The sequence below is a fragment of the Kitasatospora sp. NPDC058184 genome (assembly GCF_042883725.1).
GTDB lineage: Bacteria > Actinomycetota > Actinomycetes > Streptomycetales > Streptomycetaceae > Kitasatospora.
Genome location: NZ_JBHVVE010000003.1, coordinates 465201 through 483494 on the forward strand (window position 1 = coordinate 465201; position 18294 = coordinate 483494).

The 18294-nt window shown below is 75.1% G+C and carries 17 protein-coding genes; 10 read left to right on the forward strand and 7 right to left on the reverse strand.

Going from position 1 to position 18294, the window contains the following annotated elements; all coding sequences use genetic code 11:
- Positions 1 to 490: 490 nt before the first annotated feature.
- Both ACFVXH_RS08445 and ACFVXH_RS08450 read left to right on the forward strand, forming a co-directional pair.
- Entirely contained in the window at positions 491 to 1687 is a 1197-nt protein-coding gene (locus tag ACFVXH_RS08445; protein ID WP_387821571.1) for a HEAT repeat domain-containing protein, read from the forward strand.
- A gap of 483 nt (positions 1688 to 2170) precedes the next feature.
- Positions 2171 to 3082, forward strand: a complete 912-nt coding sequence (locus ACFVXH_RS08450; RefSeq protein WP_387821574.1) for a TIGR04222 domain-containing membrane protein — start codon at positions 2171 to 2173, stop codon at positions 3080 to 3082.
- A gap of 278 nt (positions 3083 to 3360) precedes the next feature.
- On the opposite strand, the gene ACFVXH_RS08455 is transcribed toward ACFVXH_RS08450, so the two are convergent.
- Entirely contained in the window at positions 3361 to 4593 is a 1233-nt protein-coding gene (locus tag ACFVXH_RS08455) for an alpha/beta hydrolase family protein (RefSeq protein ID WP_387821577.1), read from the reverse strand.
- A gap of 264 nt (positions 4594 to 4857) precedes the next feature.
- On the opposite strand from ACFVXH_RS08455, the gene ACFVXH_RS08460 reads away from it, so the two are divergent.
- Both ACFVXH_RS08460 and ACFVXH_RS08465 read left to right on the forward strand, forming a co-directional pair.
- The gene (locus tag ACFVXH_RS08460; RefSeq protein ID WP_074006099.1) at positions 4858 to 6048 is read left to right on the forward strand and encodes a sensor histidine kinase; all 1191 of its coding nucleotides are present in this window, start codon (positions 4858 to 4860) and stop codon (positions 6046 to 6048) included.
- Complete coding sequence (locus tag ACFVXH_RS08465; protein ID WP_074006098.1) at positions 6045 to 6719, forward strand: response regulator transcription factor; 675 nt, start codon at positions 6045 to 6047, stop codon at positions 6717 to 6719. Before ACFVXH_RS08460 ends, ACFVXH_RS08465 begins: the two co-directional genes overlap by 4 nt.
- A gap of 232 nt (positions 6720 to 6951) precedes the next feature.
- Here ACFVXH_RS08465 and ACFVXH_RS08470 read toward each other — a convergent pair whose 3' ends face one another.
- The gene (locus ACFVXH_RS08470) at positions 6952 to 7704 is read right to left on the reverse strand and encodes a hypothetical protein (RefSeq protein WP_049655690.1); all 753 of its coding nucleotides are present in this window, start codon (positions 7702 to 7704) and stop codon (positions 6952 to 6954) included.
- 187 nt (positions 7705 to 7891) lie between these two features.
- Positions 7892 to 8332 carry a hypothetical protein gene (locus tag ACFVXH_RS08475; RefSeq protein WP_074006097.1) on the reverse strand — a complete coding sequence of 147 codons (441 nt, stop codon included), beginning with the start codon at positions 8330 to 8332 and terminating at the stop codon, positions 7892 to 7894.
- Between the two features lie 280 nt (positions 8333 to 8612).
- Here ACFVXH_RS08475 and ACFVXH_RS08480 point away from each other — a divergent pair, with 280 nt between their 5' ends.
- The 5 genes from ACFVXH_RS08480 to ACFVXH_RS08500 all read left to right on the forward strand — a co-directional run bounded on the left by ACFVXH_RS08480 (position 8613) and on the right by ACFVXH_RS08500 (position 12080).
- On the forward strand, positions 8613 to 9266 hold the full coding sequence (locus ACFVXH_RS08480; protein ID WP_074006096.1) for a metalloregulator ArsR/SmtB family transcription factor: 654 nt from the start codon (positions 8613 to 8615) through the stop codon (positions 9264 to 9266).
- 32 nt (positions 9267 to 9298) lie between these two features.
- A complete protein-coding gene (locus ACFVXH_RS08485; RefSeq protein WP_074006095.1) occupies positions 9299 to 9769 on the forward strand; it encodes a DUF3291 domain-containing protein in 471 nt (156 codons plus the stop codon).
- A 458-nt stretch (positions 9770 to 10227) separates the two neighbouring features.
- The gene (locus ACFVXH_RS08490) at positions 10228 to 10887 is read left to right on the forward strand and encodes a hypothetical protein (RefSeq protein ID WP_074006094.1); all 660 of its coding nucleotides are present in this window, start codon (positions 10228 to 10230) and stop codon (positions 10885 to 10887) included.
- Positions 10888 to 10940: 53 nt separating this feature from the next.
- Complete coding sequence (locus ACFVXH_RS08495; RefSeq protein WP_074006093.1) at positions 10941 to 11543, forward strand: RICIN domain-containing protein; 603 nt, start codon at positions 10941 to 10943, stop codon at positions 11541 to 11543.
- Positions 11544 to 11846: 303 nt separating this feature from the next.
- On the forward strand, positions 11847 to 12080 hold the full coding sequence (locus ACFVXH_RS08500) for a hypothetical protein (RefSeq protein ID WP_074006092.1): 234 nt from the start codon (positions 11847 to 11849) through the stop codon (positions 12078 to 12080).
- A gap of 180 nt (positions 12081 to 12260) precedes the next feature.
- Here the strand turns inward: ACFVXH_RS08500 and ACFVXH_RS08505 are convergent, their stop codons facing one another.
- The 4 genes from ACFVXH_RS08505 to ACFVXH_RS08520 form a co-directional block, all read right to left on the reverse strand.
- Entirely contained in the window at positions 12261 to 13322 is a 1062-nt protein-coding gene (locus ACFVXH_RS08505; RefSeq protein ID WP_387821585.1) for a DUF2776 family protein, read from the reverse strand.
- 402 nt (positions 13323 to 13724) lie between these two features.
- The gene (locus ACFVXH_RS08510) at positions 13725 to 13856 is read right to left on the reverse strand and encodes a hypothetical protein (protein ID WP_387821588.1); all 132 of its coding nucleotides are present in this window, start codon (positions 13854 to 13856) and stop codon (positions 13725 to 13727) included.
- A 7-nt stretch (positions 13857 to 13863) separates the two neighbouring features.
- Positions 13864 to 14928, reverse strand: a complete 1065-nt coding sequence (locus ACFVXH_RS08515) for a substrate-binding domain-containing protein (protein ID WP_387821590.1) — start codon at positions 14926 to 14928, stop codon at positions 13864 to 13866.
- A 132-nt stretch (positions 14929 to 15060) separates the two neighbouring features.
- Complete coding sequence (locus tag ACFVXH_RS08520) at positions 15061 to 16860, reverse strand: beta-galactosidase family protein (protein ID WP_049655682.1); 1800 nt, start codon at positions 16858 to 16860, stop codon at positions 15061 to 15063.
- Between the two features lie 263 nt (positions 16861 to 17123).
- Here ACFVXH_RS08520 and ACFVXH_RS08525 point away from each other — a divergent pair, with 263 nt between their 5' ends.
- On the forward strand, positions 17124 to 18242 hold the full coding sequence (locus ACFVXH_RS08525) for a substrate-binding domain-containing protein (protein WP_380778549.1): 1119 nt from the start codon (positions 17124 to 17126) through the stop codon (positions 18240 to 18242).
- Positions 18243 to 18294 lie beyond the last annotated feature (52 nt).

The window sequence follows — 18294 nt, forward strand, 5'->3', positions numbered from 1 at the left end:
AGAAGTTCGAGTGGACCGCCGAGGGCCAGCTGCGCAACCCCGCCAGCAACCGCTGCCTGAACGTCGCCGGCGCCGGCCCGGTCTGGAACAACGAAACCCCGATCGTCCTGTGGGACTGCACCGGCGACCCGAACGAGAAGTTCCAGCTCATCGCCGTACAGGCCTGACCGCAACCCCGGATCAAGAGTGGTGGGGTGGCCGTGGCCGGATGCCGCGGTCACCCTTCCGGTTTCGGCTGTTTCAGCGGTGGGCGGCCCGTGGAACGCGCCGTCGCCCCACCGTCGGCGGCGAGGTACCGCGCGGACGTGAGGTCCCGGATGGATTCGCTCCGGGGCGCGGTCCTGCCGCCGTCGTCCTGCCGTCGCCGCCTCGTCGCGCCGGCGGAACCTGGGGCGGAGCCTGTTCCCAAAGATCCGGGCACCATCTGGCCAGGTCAGGAATCGAACGTCGAATCGCAGGGCGGACTCCCGGTGTGCCAGGATCTGCTGCTGTGACCCGCGATCCTCTTGCCGGCCTGGACGATGTGCCCTGGGCCCAACTGCAGCACTCCTATGGCAAGGCCGACGATGTACCCGGACATCTCCGGGCGATGCAGACGGGGGATCGGGAGGGCCCGTACCCGTCGAGCGCGCTGCTCGCGAACAAGATCGTGCACCAGGGCACGCGGTCGCAGGCCGCGGTGCACACCGTCCCTTTTCTCGTGCGGATGGCGCTCGACCCGAGATCGGTCGACAGGCATCGGTTCGTCGGTCTGCTGGTCGCCATCGCGATCGGGCTGGACAACAACCATCTGCCGAACGGCTACAACCCTCGGGAAGACCGCGACTACCTGGCAAGGATGCGAGGCGAGGCCGACGACTGGGCCCGGTGGATCGCCGAGGCCGCGGACGACGAGCAGCGCAAGCAGCGCGAGGAGGGCTGCGAGCAGGTGCTCATCGACGCCGAAGCGGTGGTGGTGTGCTACGACGCCGTGCGGGAGGCGCTTCCCGCACTCGCCGTCCTGCTGGCCTCGAACAGCCCTGAACTGCGCGCCGAGACGGCGAACCTGCTCGCGTGGTTCCCCGAGTCCGCGTCGACGTCGATCCCGCTGCTGAAGGCGTTCGTCGCCGACGAAGCCTCGCCGGGCGCCGCGGCGACGGGCCTGGTCGCCCTCGGGCTGCTCGGCGATCCGGCGGTCGTCCCCTTCGTCGAAAGCTACCTGGACAGCCCCGTCGTCGAACTGCGCTGGGCCTCCGCCTTCGCGTTGACCCGGCTCGGCATCGCCGGCCAAGCCGTCGTCGACGTGCTGGTCCGGGTCGTCGCCCGGCCGCCGGAAAGGACCGCGACGATGTCGTTCCTGAGTGGCTCCTACGGCGGCCTCGCAGTGACGGCCCTGGCCGAGATGCCCGAGGCCACGACGCTCCGGGCGGTCGATGCCATGCTGGCCGGCCTGGCTGACTGCGCGGGCGGCGAAAGGCAGGGCGACAGGTACTACATCACGCACATGCTGTTCACGGCGGTCTTCCCGGGCGAACCAGCCGAACCGCCGCAGTCCTTCGGGGACCTGAGTGACGTGCAGCAACGTGTCGTGCGGTTCGTCGCCGACCAGGACGACGCCGGCTGGCCGTACCACATGGCGGACGCCCTGAACCGGTGGAAGGTGCCGACCGGACACTCCGACCTGCGCGTCTACGTCGGGAGTGTCTAGGGCGTGTCTTCAAACTCGCGTCTGCGGGGCGACGCTCCCCCAGCCTTCGGCCGGGAGGTACCCCCAGGGCACAAGCGCACCTCGCCGCGTTGTCGTCGGTCGCCAATGGCCCCCAGCCTTCGGCCGGGAGGTGCCCCCACCGCAGTGGCTCCCTCCTCCGCCTTGCGATGCACGCACCCCAACGCCGCCCCGCCCGCCCTCCGGGCGGACGACGGGAGTTCGACGACAGGCCCCAGGCCCGCCGACGGGTTGACCTCCGACGCCCGGCGCCGGTGGGACCGATCCGGCAGTGGAAACCGAAGCGCGGAGCTTCGCCTGAGCCTCTGCCCCCATCAGGACAACCCAGGACCGAATGCCTGGAGGCCGCCGTCCCGCGGGGTGATCGACGGCGTCCTGTGGGCAGGGCCGGGTGCCCGCCCTCGTCGACGGACTTGCCGGGCGGCACGGGACGTTCCCACACTTGAGTGATGCGAAGGGGGCGTCATGTGGGTGGTACCGGGCCTGCTGGTGGGGGCAGGGACGGCAGTGGCCGCGACCTGGCTGAATGCCGGCGTCTGGATGGGCAAGCTGTACGGCATCGAACGGCGCGCGAAGGGACGGGAGTTCGACCCCAGCGTGGAGGAAGTGGCCTGCCTGGCGGGCCACCTGGTGGAGCTGAGGCTCCTGAAGATGCACGACGCGGGCCGGATCGTCGTCTCCCGCTCGGGGGACGTCACCGCGACCGTGACCGCGACCGACCCGGAGGACTACTTCGAGGCGGCGGCCGTCCGCAGTCTCGGTCCCACCCGCACTGGTGACATGAGGACGCTGACCATGTGGTTGGACGACGACGCGCCGCCACACGCCGTGCGCCGCCGCCTGGTGGCAGCGGGTCTGCTCCATGACGCAAAGCTCCTCGACCGGGCTTCGCTGGCCGAGGAGTCGATGGTCCTGGTGTCCTTCGTGGTGGCCGCGGTGGGCGTGGCCGCCTTCGTGTACGCACTCGTGCGGGACGAGAGCTGGCTCCTCCCGCTGCTGGCCTTCCCCACGCTGTTCGCGGTGGCCCGGCTGGCCGTCGCGCTGGTGGACATGTACGGGGACTTCAGTCGGCACACCGGGCTCGGCTCCCGGGTGCTCTCCGAAGCCCGGTCGGCCGACCGTCGCGAGCACGGGCCCACGGCCGACCGTCGCGAGCACGCGCCGATGGCCGTGGCCCTGGTCGGGATGTCGGCCCTGCCGGCCGAGCACGCCCTGCGGGTCTGCCTCGAAGCCTCCCGCGCCCGTGCCTCGGCCCGAGCCCGGGCCAGCAGGAGCACCCGCCGCTCCCACAGCGGGGGCAGCTACAGCGGCAGGAGCTGCGGCAGCAACGGCCCGATCGGCTGCGGGACCAGTTGCGGATCGAACTGCGGCTCCTGACCACGGGAGAGTACGAGTCCCCGGCGGTGCTTCCGGGAAGAGCGGCCGGGAGATGTGGACACCCGTCAGCTCGACGCCAGGACGGGCCCGAAGCCCGTTCCGGGGCTCCGCACCTGATGGACCGAACGGGTGCGGTGGCGTGGGCGTCCCACATCGACCCGGGGGCCGGGCGTCTGGCGGATCCACTGGGCCGGGGGTGTGGCGGCCGGGACGGCGGCACGGTCACGGTGCTGCGGGTCGGGCCGTACCTGTGACGCGGTGTCGGCGGGCGGGCCGGTTCAGCGCAGCACCTCCAGCTCCGGCCAGTCGTCGCCGGGCCGATCGAGGAAGCCGGTGGGCCGCCCCGTCAGGTACCGCGCGAAGAAGGCGGCGACGGCGGTGCGCTGGGCGGCCAGGGAGCGCCGGGGGTCGACGGTGCCGATGAGTCCGGCCGCGTCGGGGACCGGGAGGCGGCGGACGAGCTGGGGCAGGAGGACCTGGAGGTCGGTGTACGAGCCGTGGGCGGTGTTGCGCAGCCGCAGGGCGTGCCGCAGGCCGGTGGACGCCGCCCAGCACGAGGCCCAGCTCGGTTCGGTGCGCAGGGTCTTCGTACCGGAGGCCATCAGCAGGAAGGGCTTGGCGAGGCCGCTGTCGGCGACGGGTCCGAGGAGGGCACCGTCGAGGTCGGCCGCCGCGCGGACGCGGGGCTCGTCGTGGGCGAGCTGGGCGGCGACGGAGCCGCCGAGGGACTGCCCGAGCACGCCGGTCCTGGCCGGGTCGGCGGCTTCGGCGAGCCCGTCCGGGAGCGGGCCGGTGCCGGTGTCGGGGCGGTCCCCGCGGGCGAGGCGGTCGAGTGCGCCGAGGACGAAGCGGGCGTCGGCGAGGCGGGCCCGGGAGTGCCCGGCGAGGAGGGCGGCGACGACCTCCGGGGTGAGGTCGTCGGGGAGCGGGAGGGCGCGTTCGACACGGCCGCCGGGGAATTCGACCTGTTCGGCCTCGTACGTGGAGTCGAGGGTGACGACGAGGTGGCCGCGGCTCGCCAACTCCTCGACCAGGGTGGTGCCGAGGGCGCGCGAGCCGCCGTCGCCGGGGGAGAACAGCACCACGGGCAGCCGGCCGGCGCGCCGGGCGACGGGCGCGCCGGTGCGGGCGTGGGTCCTGATCCCCCGCCAGTCGGCGGCGCCGGCGGGGACACCGAGGGCCGGTGCGGAGTGCGCGTCCCAGTCGGCCGCCGCGGCCGGGGGCAGCCAGGGGGCCGTCGGGTGCCCGGCGCCGGGTTCCGCCGGGTACCAGAGGCCGGCCATGAGCTCCCGGTAGGGCTTGGCGGGGAGGAGGGGGTCGGGGCGGCTGTCGTCGACCAGGTGCAGCGCGACGGTGCCGACGGGCCAGGGCCCGGTGGGCGCGGGCAGGCGCAGCGGGACGGGGGCGGCGGGGCCATGTCCCCCGGCCGGGGCGGCGGCCACGGTGGCGAGCGCGGCGACGCCGAGCGTGCCGAGCAGGGCGCGGCGGGTCGGGGGCATGGGCGGGGGCATGGCGCGTACTCCTCAGGTGGTGCGGCTGCGGGGTCGCCACCAGGGTTCCGCCGCCGGGGGGTGCGGGGCGCCCTGCCGGGGGACGATCCCGCCGGTGGGCGCGGGTCGCCCCGGCGCGCGTTCGCTCCTCCGCGCGGAGGAGCCCCCGGTGTCCCGGGGTCTCCCTCGGTGTCCGCCGGCGGGCGGACGCCTTCGCGGGCGCGAGGGCCCTACCGTGGGGCTCCGGCGAGGACGCCGGACGACGCGGACGCGAGGACGGACACGATGACCGAGACCGGCGCGGTACGGACGGGCCCGCCGGGAGCCCTCGCCCGGCTGCCGGGGCGGGTGCCGCCCCTGGTGGCGGACGCCGCGCTCGCGGCGGCCCTGTTCCTGGTGACACTCGGGCCGGGGCGGGTGGCGAACGGTACGGGCTTCGCGCTGCAGACCGCCCTGGTGCTGCCGTTGGTGTGGCGGCGGCGGGCGCCCCGGGCCGCGTTCGGGGCGATCGCCGCCGCGGCGCTCGCGCAGTGGCTGCTGGGCGTTCAGCTGCCCGCCGACGCGGCGTTGCTGGTCGCCCTCGGGACGGTGACCGCGCGGGCGCCGTACCGGTCCGCGTGGGCGGCGGCTCTGGTGGCGGTGGCCGGGGCGGTGCTGGCGGCGGCGCGCTGGGCGCCCGAGGGCCGGTTCCCCGCCTCGGCCGCCGCGATGACGGCGGCGGTCGCCGCGAGCGCGCTGCTCGGGGCGAACGCCCGGATCCGGCGGGCCGCGCGGGCGGAGCGGCTGGCACGGCTGGAACTGGACCGCGACGAGCGGGAGCGCCTGGCGGTGGAGGAGGAACGCGCCCGGATCGCAAGGGAGTTGCACGACAGCGTGACGCACGGCCTGTCAGTGGTGGTGGCGCTGGCGGACGCGCTCGGGCACGCGAGGCCGGCCGACGCCTGCGCCGTGACGGCCCGGATCGCGGAGACCGGGCGGCAGGCGCTGACCGACATGCGGCGGGCCCTGGGCCTGCTCCAGGACGCCGGTCCCGACGCCGGTCCCGACACGGGGCCCGGGGACGACCGGCGGTCGCCGCCGGGGATCGGGCAGCTCAGGGCGTTGTGCGAGCAGATGGAGGCGGCGGGCCTCGTGACCCGGCTGCGGGTGGACGGCGAGGCCGCCCGGGTGCCGGCCGCGGCGCAGCTGACGGTGCACCGGCTCGTCCAGGAGTCGCTGACCAACGCGCTGCGCCACGCGCCGCAGGGGTCGCGCGCCGAGGTGCGGGTGTCCTGCGCGCCGGGGGCGGTCACGGTCGAGGTGACCGACGACGGGCGGGCCGCAGGGACCGGGCGGCCGGGATCCGCCGGGTCCGGGCGGGGTCTCGCGGGGATGCGGGAGCGCGCCGCGGCCTTCGGCGGGGTGCTGGAGGCGGGTCCGCGGCCGGGCGGCGGCTGGCGGGTCTTCGTACGGCTGGATCCCGGGGGCGCGCCGTGAACGTCCGGGTGCTGCTGGTGGACGACGAGGAGCTGCTGCGGCTGGCGTTCGGCATGATCCTGCGCGCCGAGCCGGACATGGAGCCGGTCGGGGAGGCGGCCGACGGGGCGGCGGCGGTGGAGCTGGCGCGGCGGCTGCGGCCGGACGTGGTGCTGATGGACGTGCGGATGCCGGGCACCGACGGCATCGGGGCGACCCGGCGCCTGCTGCGCGAGGTGCCCGGGACGCGGGTGCTGGTGCTCACGACCTTCGACCTGGAGGCGTACGCCGTCGAGGCGCTGCGCGCCGGGGCCTGCGGCTTCCTGCTGAAGAACAGCCGGCCGGAGGAGCTGCTGGGGGCGATCCGCGACGTGGCCCGGGGGGACGCCGTGGTCTCCCCTCGGGTGACCCGGCTGCTGCTGGACCGCTTCGCCCACCGGCTCCCCGCCGCCGGAGCCGGGGGCGGGGGCGGGGGCGACGCGGAGCGGCTGCGCGTGCTGACCGCGCGCGAGCGGGAGGTCCTGTTGGGGGCCGCCCGCGGCCTGACCAACACGGAACTCGCCGCCGCCCTCGGTCTCGCGGAGCCCACGGTGAAGAAGCATCTCGGCCGGGTCATGGCCAAGCTGGGCCTGCGGGACCGGGTGCAGGCGGTGATCTTCGCGTACGAGTGCGGGCTGGTCGGGCCGAGGTAGGCGCGAGCGGCCGCCGTCCGGCCGCCGTCCCCGCGCGCCGCCGCCGGTCCGCCCGCCGGGTCCCCGCGCGCCGCCGCTCGGCCCGTCGGGAGCCGCTGGCGCGCCCGTGGCGAAGCAGCCCGTCCGGGCGCACGGTGTCTTCCCTGCCTTCGGCGAAGTGGTGGGTGGTCAGCGGGAGCACGGCTTGCCGACCTCTTGGATCCTGCCAACCTTCGGGGCGTGTCGGGCCCGTCTATGGCCGGTACCGGTCGGCGAGGTCGCCGTAGCCGCCCGCTGTCCAGACCGTCTTGCGGAACTCCGCGAGGCCGAGCGACCCGGTGCCCTGTCCGGCGGCGGGCGGGAAGTGCGTGGTGCCGCAACGGGCGCAGTACCAGGCCTGGTTCCAGAGCCGTTCGGCCCGGGGCCGGCCTGCCAGGTGCCGCCGCCTGGCGAGGAACAGTGCGGTCGCGCCCGCCAGCAGGGCGATCGCGACGGCCAGGATCAGACACGACCCCCAGAGCGGGACCAGCGCGTCGTTCGCGTCGGCGAGCGCGGCCGCCGTGTGCGTGGCCGGGGAAGCCGGAGCGGCCTTCGGAAGGTCGCCCGGGAGGAGGTCGGTGGGGAAGTCGTTCGGGAACCCCGGGTGCGCGGTCACCCAGTCCGGCGGCGAGAGGTCGGGCTTCCGGGCGACGGGCGCGTCGCGCGCCATGGTCCCCTGGACGAAGGTGAAGACCGCCCCGACCAGCGTCACGAAGCCCAGGGATGCCAGCGTCTGGACCGCCGTGCCGACCGCGGGCGGCGCGGGCGCCAGGGCCCGGCCGAGGGCGGAGACCTCCTCGCGGGTCTCAACGCGGCCGTCGCGGCCGGAGGAGCGCACGGTGACGTTCCGCCGCTCGCCCAGGTGGACCGCCGGCACACTGCGGACCTGGTCGGTCAGCGCGCAGCTCGGGCAGGGCGTCAGGGCACCGGGCGGCGGTGGCGCAAAGACGGCGTCGTTGATCGGCATGTACGGAAATCCCCCCAGGAGCACGACGGTCGGGCGACCGTTCGTATCCGGGTGGACGCAGCCGCACGGCCTCCGGTTGCCGCCGCCCCGACCGCCCCGTGCCCGCCGCTGCGCGTCCTCGGCTTCGGCCTGGGCCGGCTGCCCGCCGGGCGCCCCCCACGGTGCGGCACGGCCGGCCCGGTGGGTCTCACCAGGCGGGGCGCGGATCCAGGGGCGAGGTGAGGGCACCCTCCCCGAAGGCTCCCGCCACCGTCTCCGGCCGCCACAGGTAGCCCGGTGAGGGCGGGTCGGTTCGGGAGGTTCCGAGAGGCACGGGGTTGTAGTACCGCTGGTGGCCGGGGATCGGCACCTCGGTCAGGGCGCCGTCGCGCATCATCCACAGCCCGTAGCAGTCGTCCTCCTCGTCGTGGATCAGCACCTGCACGCTCTCCGGGTGCGGCCACGCCAGGGACTCCAGTTGCCGGAGCAGTCCGCTACGGTGGCGCAGCCCGTAGAACTCGATCACCCACCCGCCGGCGAACAGACCGAGCGGCTTGAAGCGCCAGTGCGGCGAGTCCTGCCGCGTCAGCGGCTCCATGGCCTCGTCCGCGTACGTCGCCAGCACGATCACCTGCGCGATTCTGCTCATGCCGCAGTATCCGCGCGGCCTGTGCGCCCCTGGCAAGAGGATTTCCGTCCCGACCGCGCCCGCGAAGCCGCCCACTTCCTGTGCGCGTGGTCTGGGCGGGGGAGCGGGCCGGTGCGCACGACCGCCGTTCCCGTGTCCACGTCCGCGCCGCGTCGGGCGGCAACGCGGCGGCGTTGCACCGGGAGCCGACCGGACCACCCCGCCGCCCGGTCGGCCCGGCCCGTCGGCCCCTGCGGCCCGCCCCTCTATCTCCAATGACCATTGTTCCTAGAATGGCCGCATGGAGCACATCGAAGCGATCGCCGCCCTGCACGACCCCGTGCGCCGCCGCCTCTACGCGTACGTGGCGGCCCAGGGCCGCGAGGTGGGCCGGAACGAGGCGGCGGAGGCCGTCGGGGTGGCGCGGACACTGGCGGCGCACCACCTGGAGAAGCTGGTCGAGGCCGGGCTGCTGGAGAGCGGCAGCCGCAGGCTCACCGGGCGGTCGGGGCCGGGGGCGGGGCGGCCGGCGAAGGTGTACACGCGGACGCGCGCCGAGCGGGTGGTCTCGCTGCCCGCGCGCGACTACCGGACGGCCGCCGAACTGCTCGCCGAGGCCGCCGAGCGGGCCGGGCTGGACGACGGGCTGCGCGCGGCCGCGCGGCGGCGGGGGGAGGCCGAGCGCGGAGCGGCCGCGCCCTGCGGGGGGCTCGACGAGGCCGTCGCGCTGCTGACCGCCCGCGGGTACGAACCCCGCCTGGAGGAGGGGGCCATTCGCATGCGCAACTGCCCCTTCCACTCCGTCGCCGAGCGATTCCCGCCCCTCGTCTGCGGCATGAACCTCGCCCTCCTGGAGGGACTTCTCGGCGCGGATGGCGCCCTCCATGCCCGGATGGACGCCCGGCCCGGGGAGTGCTGCGTGGTGGTCGAGCCTTCTAAAAACAATATTGATTGACATAGAAAGAAGGCCCGTGCTGGGATGGCGCCATGACCTCCCACCACCTCGCCCAGTTCAACGTCGCCACGCTCCGCCACCCCGTCGACGACCCGCGCATCGCGCCGTTCGTCGATCTGGTCTCCCCGGTCAATGCCGCCGCCGACACCGCCCCCGGCTTCGTCTGGCGGCTCGCCGCGGACGGGAAGGACGACGCGACCGCCCTGCGCCCGGCGGGCGAGGACGTCATCGTCAACATGTCGGTGTGGGAGAGCCGGGAGGCGCTGTGGGAGTTCACCTACCGCAGCGGGCACCTGGAGGCGATGCGGCGGCGGCGTGAGTGGTTCGAGCGGAACGTCGAGGCGCACCTGGTCCTGTGGTGGGTCCCGGCCGGGCACCTGCCGGACGCCGACGAGGCCCTGGAGCGACTGGCCGACCTGCGCGCGAACGGCCCCTCCCCGCGCGCCTTCACCTTCAACTCCCCCCGTACTCCGGACGGAGCCGCACCACACCCGGGCGCGTGAGCGGGCCGCTCCCGCCGACCTGGGGGCCGGTCCCGCGGGCCACTCCTCCGCCACCGCGCCGCGTGCTTCGGAGGCCGCGGCGCCGGCCAGGGCGACCAGCGGCCGGGGGAGGGAGCGCCGGCGTCGCTCCCACGCCCGCCCCGCCCCGTCCTCGCCTGCCGGCGCCCGGAGCGGGCCGGCGGCCGCGGGCGGTGACAGGACCGGCCAGGGGGAGCCCTGGTGACGGAGCATCCCCGGGAAGTCCGCCTCGGCGCCCCGGCCGTCCCCGGCACGCCGCCAGGCCGTACGGGCCCGAGCGCGGGGGGCGAGCGGCTTCCCCGTGCCCGGTGCGCCCCGGTGTGCGCTCCCAGGAATCTGGGATGGGACGGTCCCCGCGCGAATGTGAGAATTTCCTCCACGGTGTCACGTCATGCACATGACGTATCGCTGCGCATCCCTTCCACCGGAGGAGCTCCCCCATGAGTTCGCGCACCAGGCACACCAAACGCACCAGGCACGTCAACCGCACCGCCGTCACCTCGGGAATCTCCGCGCTCGTCGCGGTTGCCGGGCTTGGCCTCGGCGCGGCGCCCGCGCACGCCACCCCCTATCCGCCGACCACCCAGTGCGACCCGGCCAAGGACACCTACTGGGAGGACGTCGACAACGTCAGGGTCGAGCCGACCGTCACCGATTTCCTCGCGGTCGCGGTCGCCCCCGGCACGACGGGCACCTACACGAAGACCCTCAGCGAGGTCGCCACGGTGAGCACCACGATCAACTCCAGCGTCGAGGTGAGCGCCGAGTTCAAGGCGATCTTCGCGAGGGTGAGCGTCAAGGTCGGATTCTCGGTGTCGGACACCAAGGCCACCACCCGGACCACCACCGTCACCGACACGGTGAACTTCAACAGCCCCGGCTACTACGGCCTCTACCGCGGTACCCAGAAGGTCACCGGCGAGTGGGTGCGCTTCATCTGCGCCCGTGACGGCAACATCGGCTACTGGGTCGAACTCAACCCGGGTGGTCCGGGCACCTTCACCACCTTCAACGTCATGGAGCAGGGAACCGTCGCCTGCTCCTTCCCGGAGCCCGCAGGCACCCTTCGAGCCGCCGCCCGCGCGCGGCTCGCCTGCTGATGCCCCCGACCACCGGAGCAGCCAGGCCCGCCCCTTGCGAAAGCGAGTCCACGATGCCTCCTCGCCCGCACCGTCGGCACGCCCGTGCCCGCCGTCCGCTGAACGTCCTCGGCGCGGCGGCCGCCGCGTGCGTCCTGCTGTCCACCGCCGCCCCCGTCGCCTCGGCCGCCCCCTCCTCGGCCGGCCCCCTCGCCGCCGACCCTTCGAGCAACTACCGCTGCGACCCGGGCCTGTACCGGATCAACACGGCCGACGAAGGCCGGCCGCTGACCGTCGCCCTCTCCTCCGGGAACTACGGCACCGTCCTCCAGTACTTCTGGAACAACGAGTCGAACCAGAAGTGGCGCGTCTGCCGGAAGCAGACCTCCGACGGCCGCACGCTGGCCTACCTCCAGGACGCCATGCGGCGATGGTGCATGGCGGTCGACCACTGGGGCCAGGAGAACGGCGCCCTGATCACCACATACGGCTGCATCGACGAGGACGTCCCCGCGAACCAGTCGTTCTGGATGGCGTATGTGCACGGCAGTACCCTGTTCGCGCTCCAGGCCCAGCACTCCGGCAAGTGGGTCGCCGCCGCGAACCACTCCGACAAGGACATCGACCAGATGGTCCAGGACGTCAAGCCGGACCTTTTCCACCTCGTGGCCGTCTGACCATCGGGCGGTGAACTCCTCGACACGGCGGGCGCCCAGCCCGCCGTGTCGGGCCCGCAGGCGGTGACCGCGGCCGGGTCGCCGGCCGCGCGCAGGACCAGGAGCTCCCGGTCCGCCGGCCGCTCGACCACCACGACGACGCCCACCACCCCACCCTCCTCCCCAGCGGGCGCCCGTACCCGGGAACGCCCACCGGGGGAGGAGGACCGCGTCCCGCGGCTTGCCGGACCGCGACGCGGCCGCCGGACCGGTCCCCGCCGCCCGCCCGGGCAGCGCGCTGTGCCGGGTGACAGACTGTCACCCATGAGTGATCATTCCGGCCGTCCGGCCCGGCGCCCGCTGTGGCAGCCGTTCTCCGAGTCCGCCACCGACCAGGCCGTCCCGCAGGCCGGCCGGCCCCGGCTGCTCGCGATCGAGCGGGCCCCGTTCCTGGAGCCCGCCGACGGCAGCGGCATCCCCGCGCGGCAACCGGCGCCCGCCCGCCGCCGGCTCGGCCACGGCGCCCTCCCCGACACGGCGGCCGACGACCGCACCTGACCCACCGCTGAAGGGCGGTGCGATGCCCGAATCCGGTGCCGGCGGTGGCCACGGCTCCGTGCCAGTGGCGATGACGGGACCGCAGGCGAGGTCCCGCGCGGCCGCCATCCGTTCGCGGTCCTGGGTGGCTGCGGCGAGGTTTCGGGCGTCTTTCTCCGCCTCTGTCACCTTCGCGGCCGGTCAGTTCCGGTCGGCGACGCCGGCCTCCAGGACGGAGACCACGGCGAACAGCGAGAAGCAGACGGCGCCGAGGCCGACCAGGACCCGGGCCGCGACCGTCACGTCCGGGTCGGCCGACTCGAACAGGAACGCCGACATGAACAGGCACAGCAGTGTGGTGCCGACCGGGACCAGCGGGGCGCGGCCGGCCGACGGCGCGGCACGGCGCCAGCCGAGGGCGAGTAGCAGCACCGCGCTCAGCACGGTCCAGCACAGCAGACCCAGCCCGATCTGCACGTACCCGGTGGCCAGTTGACCGGGCCGGGGGTCCAGGGCGACGACGACCAGGCCCCCGGTGATGTCCATGGCGCCGAGCACGGCTGCCGGGACGAGCCACCAGACCCGCTCCCGCCGGGTGTAGGTGTTCCGGATCTGCCGCAGCAGGGTGATCACCAGCCCGATCAGGGCGGTGCAGACGATCGCCTGGTCGACCACCACGTGCCCGGCCGTGAAGCGCCCGTCCGAGTCCCCGCCGCCCCCGTTGGCCAGCATGACGGTCGCCCACGCCCAGGCGGCGGCGGCCGCAAGGAGCGGGACCGCCACCAGCGCCCGGGCCGCGGACCGGCCGAACGGCGCGGGCGAGCGCGGCGGGGAACCCTCCGGCAGGACGGCGTTCTGCCCGATCAGCGTGAAGCGGGTGGCGACCGCGGCCACCGACGAGACGCACACGCAGACCAGGCCGATGCCGAGGACCACGCTGCCGGCCACGAAGTCGGCCACCGGCCGGTGGCTCTCCGCCAGCAGGCCCAGCCCGTAGCCGACGGCGGCCCCGGACACCGCGAAGCCGAACGCCGGGTAGCCGATCCGGTCCAACGCGCCGAAACGGCCGGTCAGTTGCCGCACGACGGTCGCCGCGACGGCGAACAGGCAGAGACAGACGGCGGCCAGGAAGACCAGCGTCAGGCCCGCGACCCGGGCGCTCGGCCCGGTGGAGTGCGCGAGGACGTAGCCGCCGAGCGCGGCCGACACCGCGCCCATGAGCAGCGGAATCGCCCGGAGCAGCACGCTCATTCCGTGGTCCACCAGGTCTCCTCGTTCCCTCGCGCTCGCCGGTTCCGGGCGGCAGTCAGTGTTCAGCCCACCGGCTCTCCGGCCGGCACCCCGGCGGCGGGTGTCCACGGATTTCGTCCGATCGGCTCACGGCTGCTCCGTCCCGACTGGATCCCAGCTCACGTGTCCCGCGCCCTTCTCGCTGCCGGCCCCGGGAATCCCGGACCGGCTGGCTCTTCCAGCTCGGGGGAGCGTACGGCGGGACAGTGACAGCCCGTACCGGCGAGCACTTCACCGCGCTGGTCAGGACCACTTGGCAATCGGTCAGGACCGCGTGTCAGAGGACATCGGGCTCAGCCCCGCGCTCGACCCGAGGCCCTGACCGGGTACCCGCCGGTGGCCCTGATCGTCACCGGCGCCGGAGCGATGTCCCGGTCAGTCTTCTAGGTCCGACCAGATGTTGAGACTGCCGTCCTCGACGACCCACTCGTGGTGGCCGAGCCTGCGGCCGATCTCCTCGAACCGGCTCAGCCGCGCCGGGCCAATGGGGATGAAGTACACCTTCATCGCCCGCTCAGGCTCCGGAGGACTCGCGCACCGTCAGGTCCGGCAGGAGGTCCAGGTGGTGCACCGGCAGGGCGGGGCCGGTGGCGGCCAGCCGGCGGACCAGGAGGTCCACCGCGGCGGCGCCTACGGCGCGCTTGGGCGGGGCCACGGCGGTCAGCGGCGGGGCGCCGAGGGCGGCGAACACGTCGTCGTAGGCGACCAGGGCGAGGTCCTCGGGGATCCGTACGCCGCGGGTGCGCAGCAGGGGCAGCAGTTGCAGGGCGTCCTGGTCGTTGTGCACGAGGGCGGCGCGGACCCCGTCGGCGACCGCCTCGGCGAGCCGGGCGGCGACGGAGTCGACGCCGGCGGCCGGGGTGCGGACGTCGATGACGGGTTCGGCGGGCAGGTCGAGGGTGCGGCAGGCGTCGGTGTAGCCCAGGCGGACCTGGTAGGCCGTCCAGGTGTCGGTGCGGGCCGCCAGGGCCACCCGGCGGTGGCCGAGGGAGGTGAGGTGGCGCAAGGCGAGCAGGACGCCGTGGCGGTGGTCGGAGCCGACCGCGTCGAGGGCCGCGGCGGGGCTGCCGGGGGCCGGGCGTCGTTCCAGCAGGACGGCGGGGACGGGGAGTTCGGCCGCCCAGGCGTGGTCCTCGGGGCGGTCGGCGGCGGTCCAGTTCGGGGCGAGCAGAAGGCCCTGGGCGCCGGAGGCGAGGAGCTGGTCGACCTGGACGCGGTCGGCGCTGGCCTCGTAGGAGGAGATGCCGAGGACCAGGTGCGCGCCGGCCTCGGCAGCGGCGGTGCGCGCGCCGGCGATGACCTCGTCGAAGTACTGCACCACGGCGGGGACGAGCAGGCCCAGGGTGGGGGCCTCGGCGGGCCGGGGCGGCACGGGGGCGGGGGCGTCCGCGGGGCCGCCGAAGGAGACGGAGCCGTGGGTGCGGCGGAGCAGGCCCGCGTCGGCGAGGCTCGCGACGTCCCGGCGGACGGTGACGGCGGGCAGGCCGAGCCGCTCGGCGAGGTCCACCACCCGGACGGTGCCCAGGCCGCGCACCGTGTCGAGGATGCGGGCGCGGCGATCGTCCGCCGGGATCGGCATGGCACTCCCTGTCGGTGGGCCGGTCTGTCGAGGTGGACAGGAACCTACCATTCGGTCACCGGGCGGACGGCCGGTGCGGGGTCCCCGCGGGCCCGGGCCGGGGGCCGGCGCGCGCCCGCGGGGCGGGAGGGGTCAGGAGCCGTAGCGCTCCTCGGGGACGGCGGGGCCGAGGTCGGGGCCCTCGACCAGTTCGACGCGGTCGCCCGGGCGGTGGAGTTCGAGGACCAGCAGCTCGTTGGCGCCGGCCCGCCAGAGCGGCGCGGGGGCGTAGAGGGTGCGCTGCGGGCCGCGGTCCCAGTAGCGGCCGAGCGCGAAGCCGTTCAGCCAGACCATGCCCTTGGTGAAGCCGGGCAGGGCGAGGAAGCCGTCGGCGGGGGTGTCGACGGTCAGTTCGGCGCGGTGGAAGCCGGGGCCGTCGGCGGTGGAGGGCGCGCCGAGGGCGAGGGCCGTCAGGTCGTCGAGGGGCAGCGGGCGTATCTCCCAGCCGAACTGGTACTGCCGGTCGACCCGGACACCGCCGGTGATGCCCTTGGGGTCGTGCAGCAGCGGGCCGTAGTTGATCCGGCCGAGGTTCTCGACGAGCAGTTCCAGGACGGCGCCGCCCTCGGGCACCCGAAGCGGCAGGGCCTGTTCGGGGTGGTTGCGGTCGAGGACGCCGAGGGGTTCGCCGTCGAGGAAGACCTGGGCGCGGTCGGCGAGGCCGTCCACCCGCAGTTCACCGTGGGCGAGCGGGCCGCGCAGGCGGGTGCGGTAGTGGATGAGGCCGAGGTTCTGGCCGAGCCGCTCCATCGGGAGGGGCTCGGGGAGGCGGTGCGCGGTGGAGAGTTCGCCGAGGGCGCCGCCGGCGCCGAGCAGCGGGCGGCCGGCGGTGACGGGGGCGCTGCGGGGGGCGAGGCGGGCGGGCAGCGGCGGCAGCGGGTGGGGGTTGGGGCCGAGGTGGCGTTCGATCACCGCGCGGAAGAGGTGGAACTTCTCGGTGAGTTCGCCGGCTTCGCCGACCGGGGCGTCGTAGTCGTAGCTGGTGACGTCCGGCTGGTAGCTCGTGCCGTCGTGGTTGGCGCCGTTCCACCATCCGAAGTTGGTGCCGCCGTGGCCCATGTACATGTTGACGGAGGCGCCGGCGGCGAGCTGGGCGTCGAGGACCTCGGCGGCGTCCTCGGCGTCGCGCACGTGGTGCGGTGCGCCCCAGTGGTCGAACCAGCCGCACCAGTACTCCATGGTGACCAGCGGGCCGACCGGCTGGTGGCGGCGCAGGCAGGCGAGGGACTCCTCGGGGCGGGAGCCGAAGGTGCCGGTGGTGAGGAGTCCGGGCACCCGGCCGCCGAGCTGGAAGCCGTCCTCGGCACCGTCGGCGGTGAACAGCAGGACGTCGACGCCGCGGGCGACCAGGGCGTCCCTCAGATGTTCGAGGTAGGCGGTGTCGTTGCCGTAGCTGCCGTACTCGTTCTCCACGGCGACGGCGACCACCGGGCCGCCGTGGGAGGAGAGCAGCGGGAGCAGTACGGGCACCAGGTGGTCGAACCAGGCGTCCACGGCGGCGAGGAAGGGCGGGTCGAGGCGGCGCAGCCGCATCGCGGGGTCGGCGAGCAGCCAGCCGGGCAGGCCGCCGAACTCCCATTCGGCGCAGATGTAGGGGCCCGGGCGGACGATGACGTCGAGGCCGAGGTCGCCGGCGGCGCGGACGAAGGCGGCGAGGTCGCGGTCGCCGGTGAAGTCGGCGCGGCCGGGGGTGGGCTGGTGGAAGTTCCAGGCGACGTAGGTCTCGACGGTGTTGACGCCCATGGCGCGCAGCCGGGTGAGGCGGTCGGTCCACTGTTGGGGGCGGATGCGGAAGTAGTGGACGGCGGCGGAGACGATCCGGTGCGGACGTCCGCCGCGCAGGAAGGTGTCGCCGTCGGTGGTGAGGGCGGGGTGGGGGGCCTGGTCGGCCATCGGGTCCTCCGCGGGAGGGGAGCGGGAGTGAGGGGGGTGCGGGGACCTCGGTGGGTCCGGGCGCACGGCTGCGCGGGTGGCCGCGGGCGGATCGGCGGCGGCCACCGTGGTCACCCTAGGAGTTCGGTGATCGCACGGTCAATCGATCGACGATCATCGGCTTTATTGATCAATTTCCGATCGAACGATACTCTTCGATCGGAATATCATCGGCTGACCGCTTCCGGACGACGCGTCGGCCGACACGACGGATGGAGGCCGGAATGGCCATCTCGGGGGAAGAGCGCCGCAGGCTGATCGTGTCGGCCGTCGGCGAACTCGGCGGGCGGGTCCGCCTCACGGAGCTGGCCGACCGGCTGGGCATCCCGGCCGTGACGGTCCGCCGGGACGTCGCCGCGCTCGCCGACGCCGGCCGGCTCTCCCGCTCGCACGGCTTCGTCTCCCTGGAACGCCCGGACGACGGCGCCGGGCCGCCGCTCGCCCCCGGCCCCGGGCAGGGCCGCGCCCTCGGCCTGCTGGTGCCCTCGGTCGGCTCCTACTTCGACGAGGTGATCGCCGGGGCCCGGGCCGCCGCCGCGGCCGCCGGGGCCCGGCTGGTCCTGGGCATCGCCCCGTACGGGGCGGGCGGCGACCGGCTACAGGCCGAACGCCTGCTGGAGTCCGGAGCCGAGGGCCTGCTGCTAGCCCCGGGGCTGGTCCCGGGCCGGACGGCCGAGGACTACGCCTGGCTGGACGCCCTGCCGGTGCCCGCCGTGCTGGTGGAGCGCCGTTCCCCCACCCCGGACGGCCCCGGGGCCGGACTGGACACCGTGGCCTCCGACCACCGGCACGGGGTCCTGAGCGCCCTGCGCCACCTGGCCGGGCTCGGCCACGGGAGCGTGCTGCTGGCCGCCCGCGGCGACTCCTGGACGGCCGCCGAGGTGCGGGCCGGATACCGGGAGGGCACCCGGCTGCTCGGACTGCCCGACCTGCCGGCGCTGGACATGCTCGGGCCGGGCAACCTGCCGGCCGATCCCGAGCCGTTGGTGGCACGGATCGCCGAGGCCGCGCGGTCCGGGACCCGGGCGCTGCTCGTCCACAACGACCAGGACGCGCTGCGGCTGGCGCCGCTGCTGCGCGCGCACGGCCTGGCGGTGCCCGCGGACGTGGCACTGGTCGCCTACGACGACGTCTTCGCCGCGCTCGCCGCGCCCCCGCTGACCGCCGTCGCCCCGCCCAAGCACGCGGTGGGCGCGGCGGCCGTCGACCTGCTGCTGCGCCGCCTGGCGGCGGGCGCCGAGCTGCCGGTGCACCGCACGGCGCTGCTCCCGGTCCTGCGCGTGCGCGCTTCCTGCGGGGCCGAGCGGACGGCCCCGCGGACGGGCGCCGCGACCCTGGGGTGAGGGGCGCGGCGCCGCCTCGGCCGGACAGGGCCTGAGGAACCCGTGTGCGCCC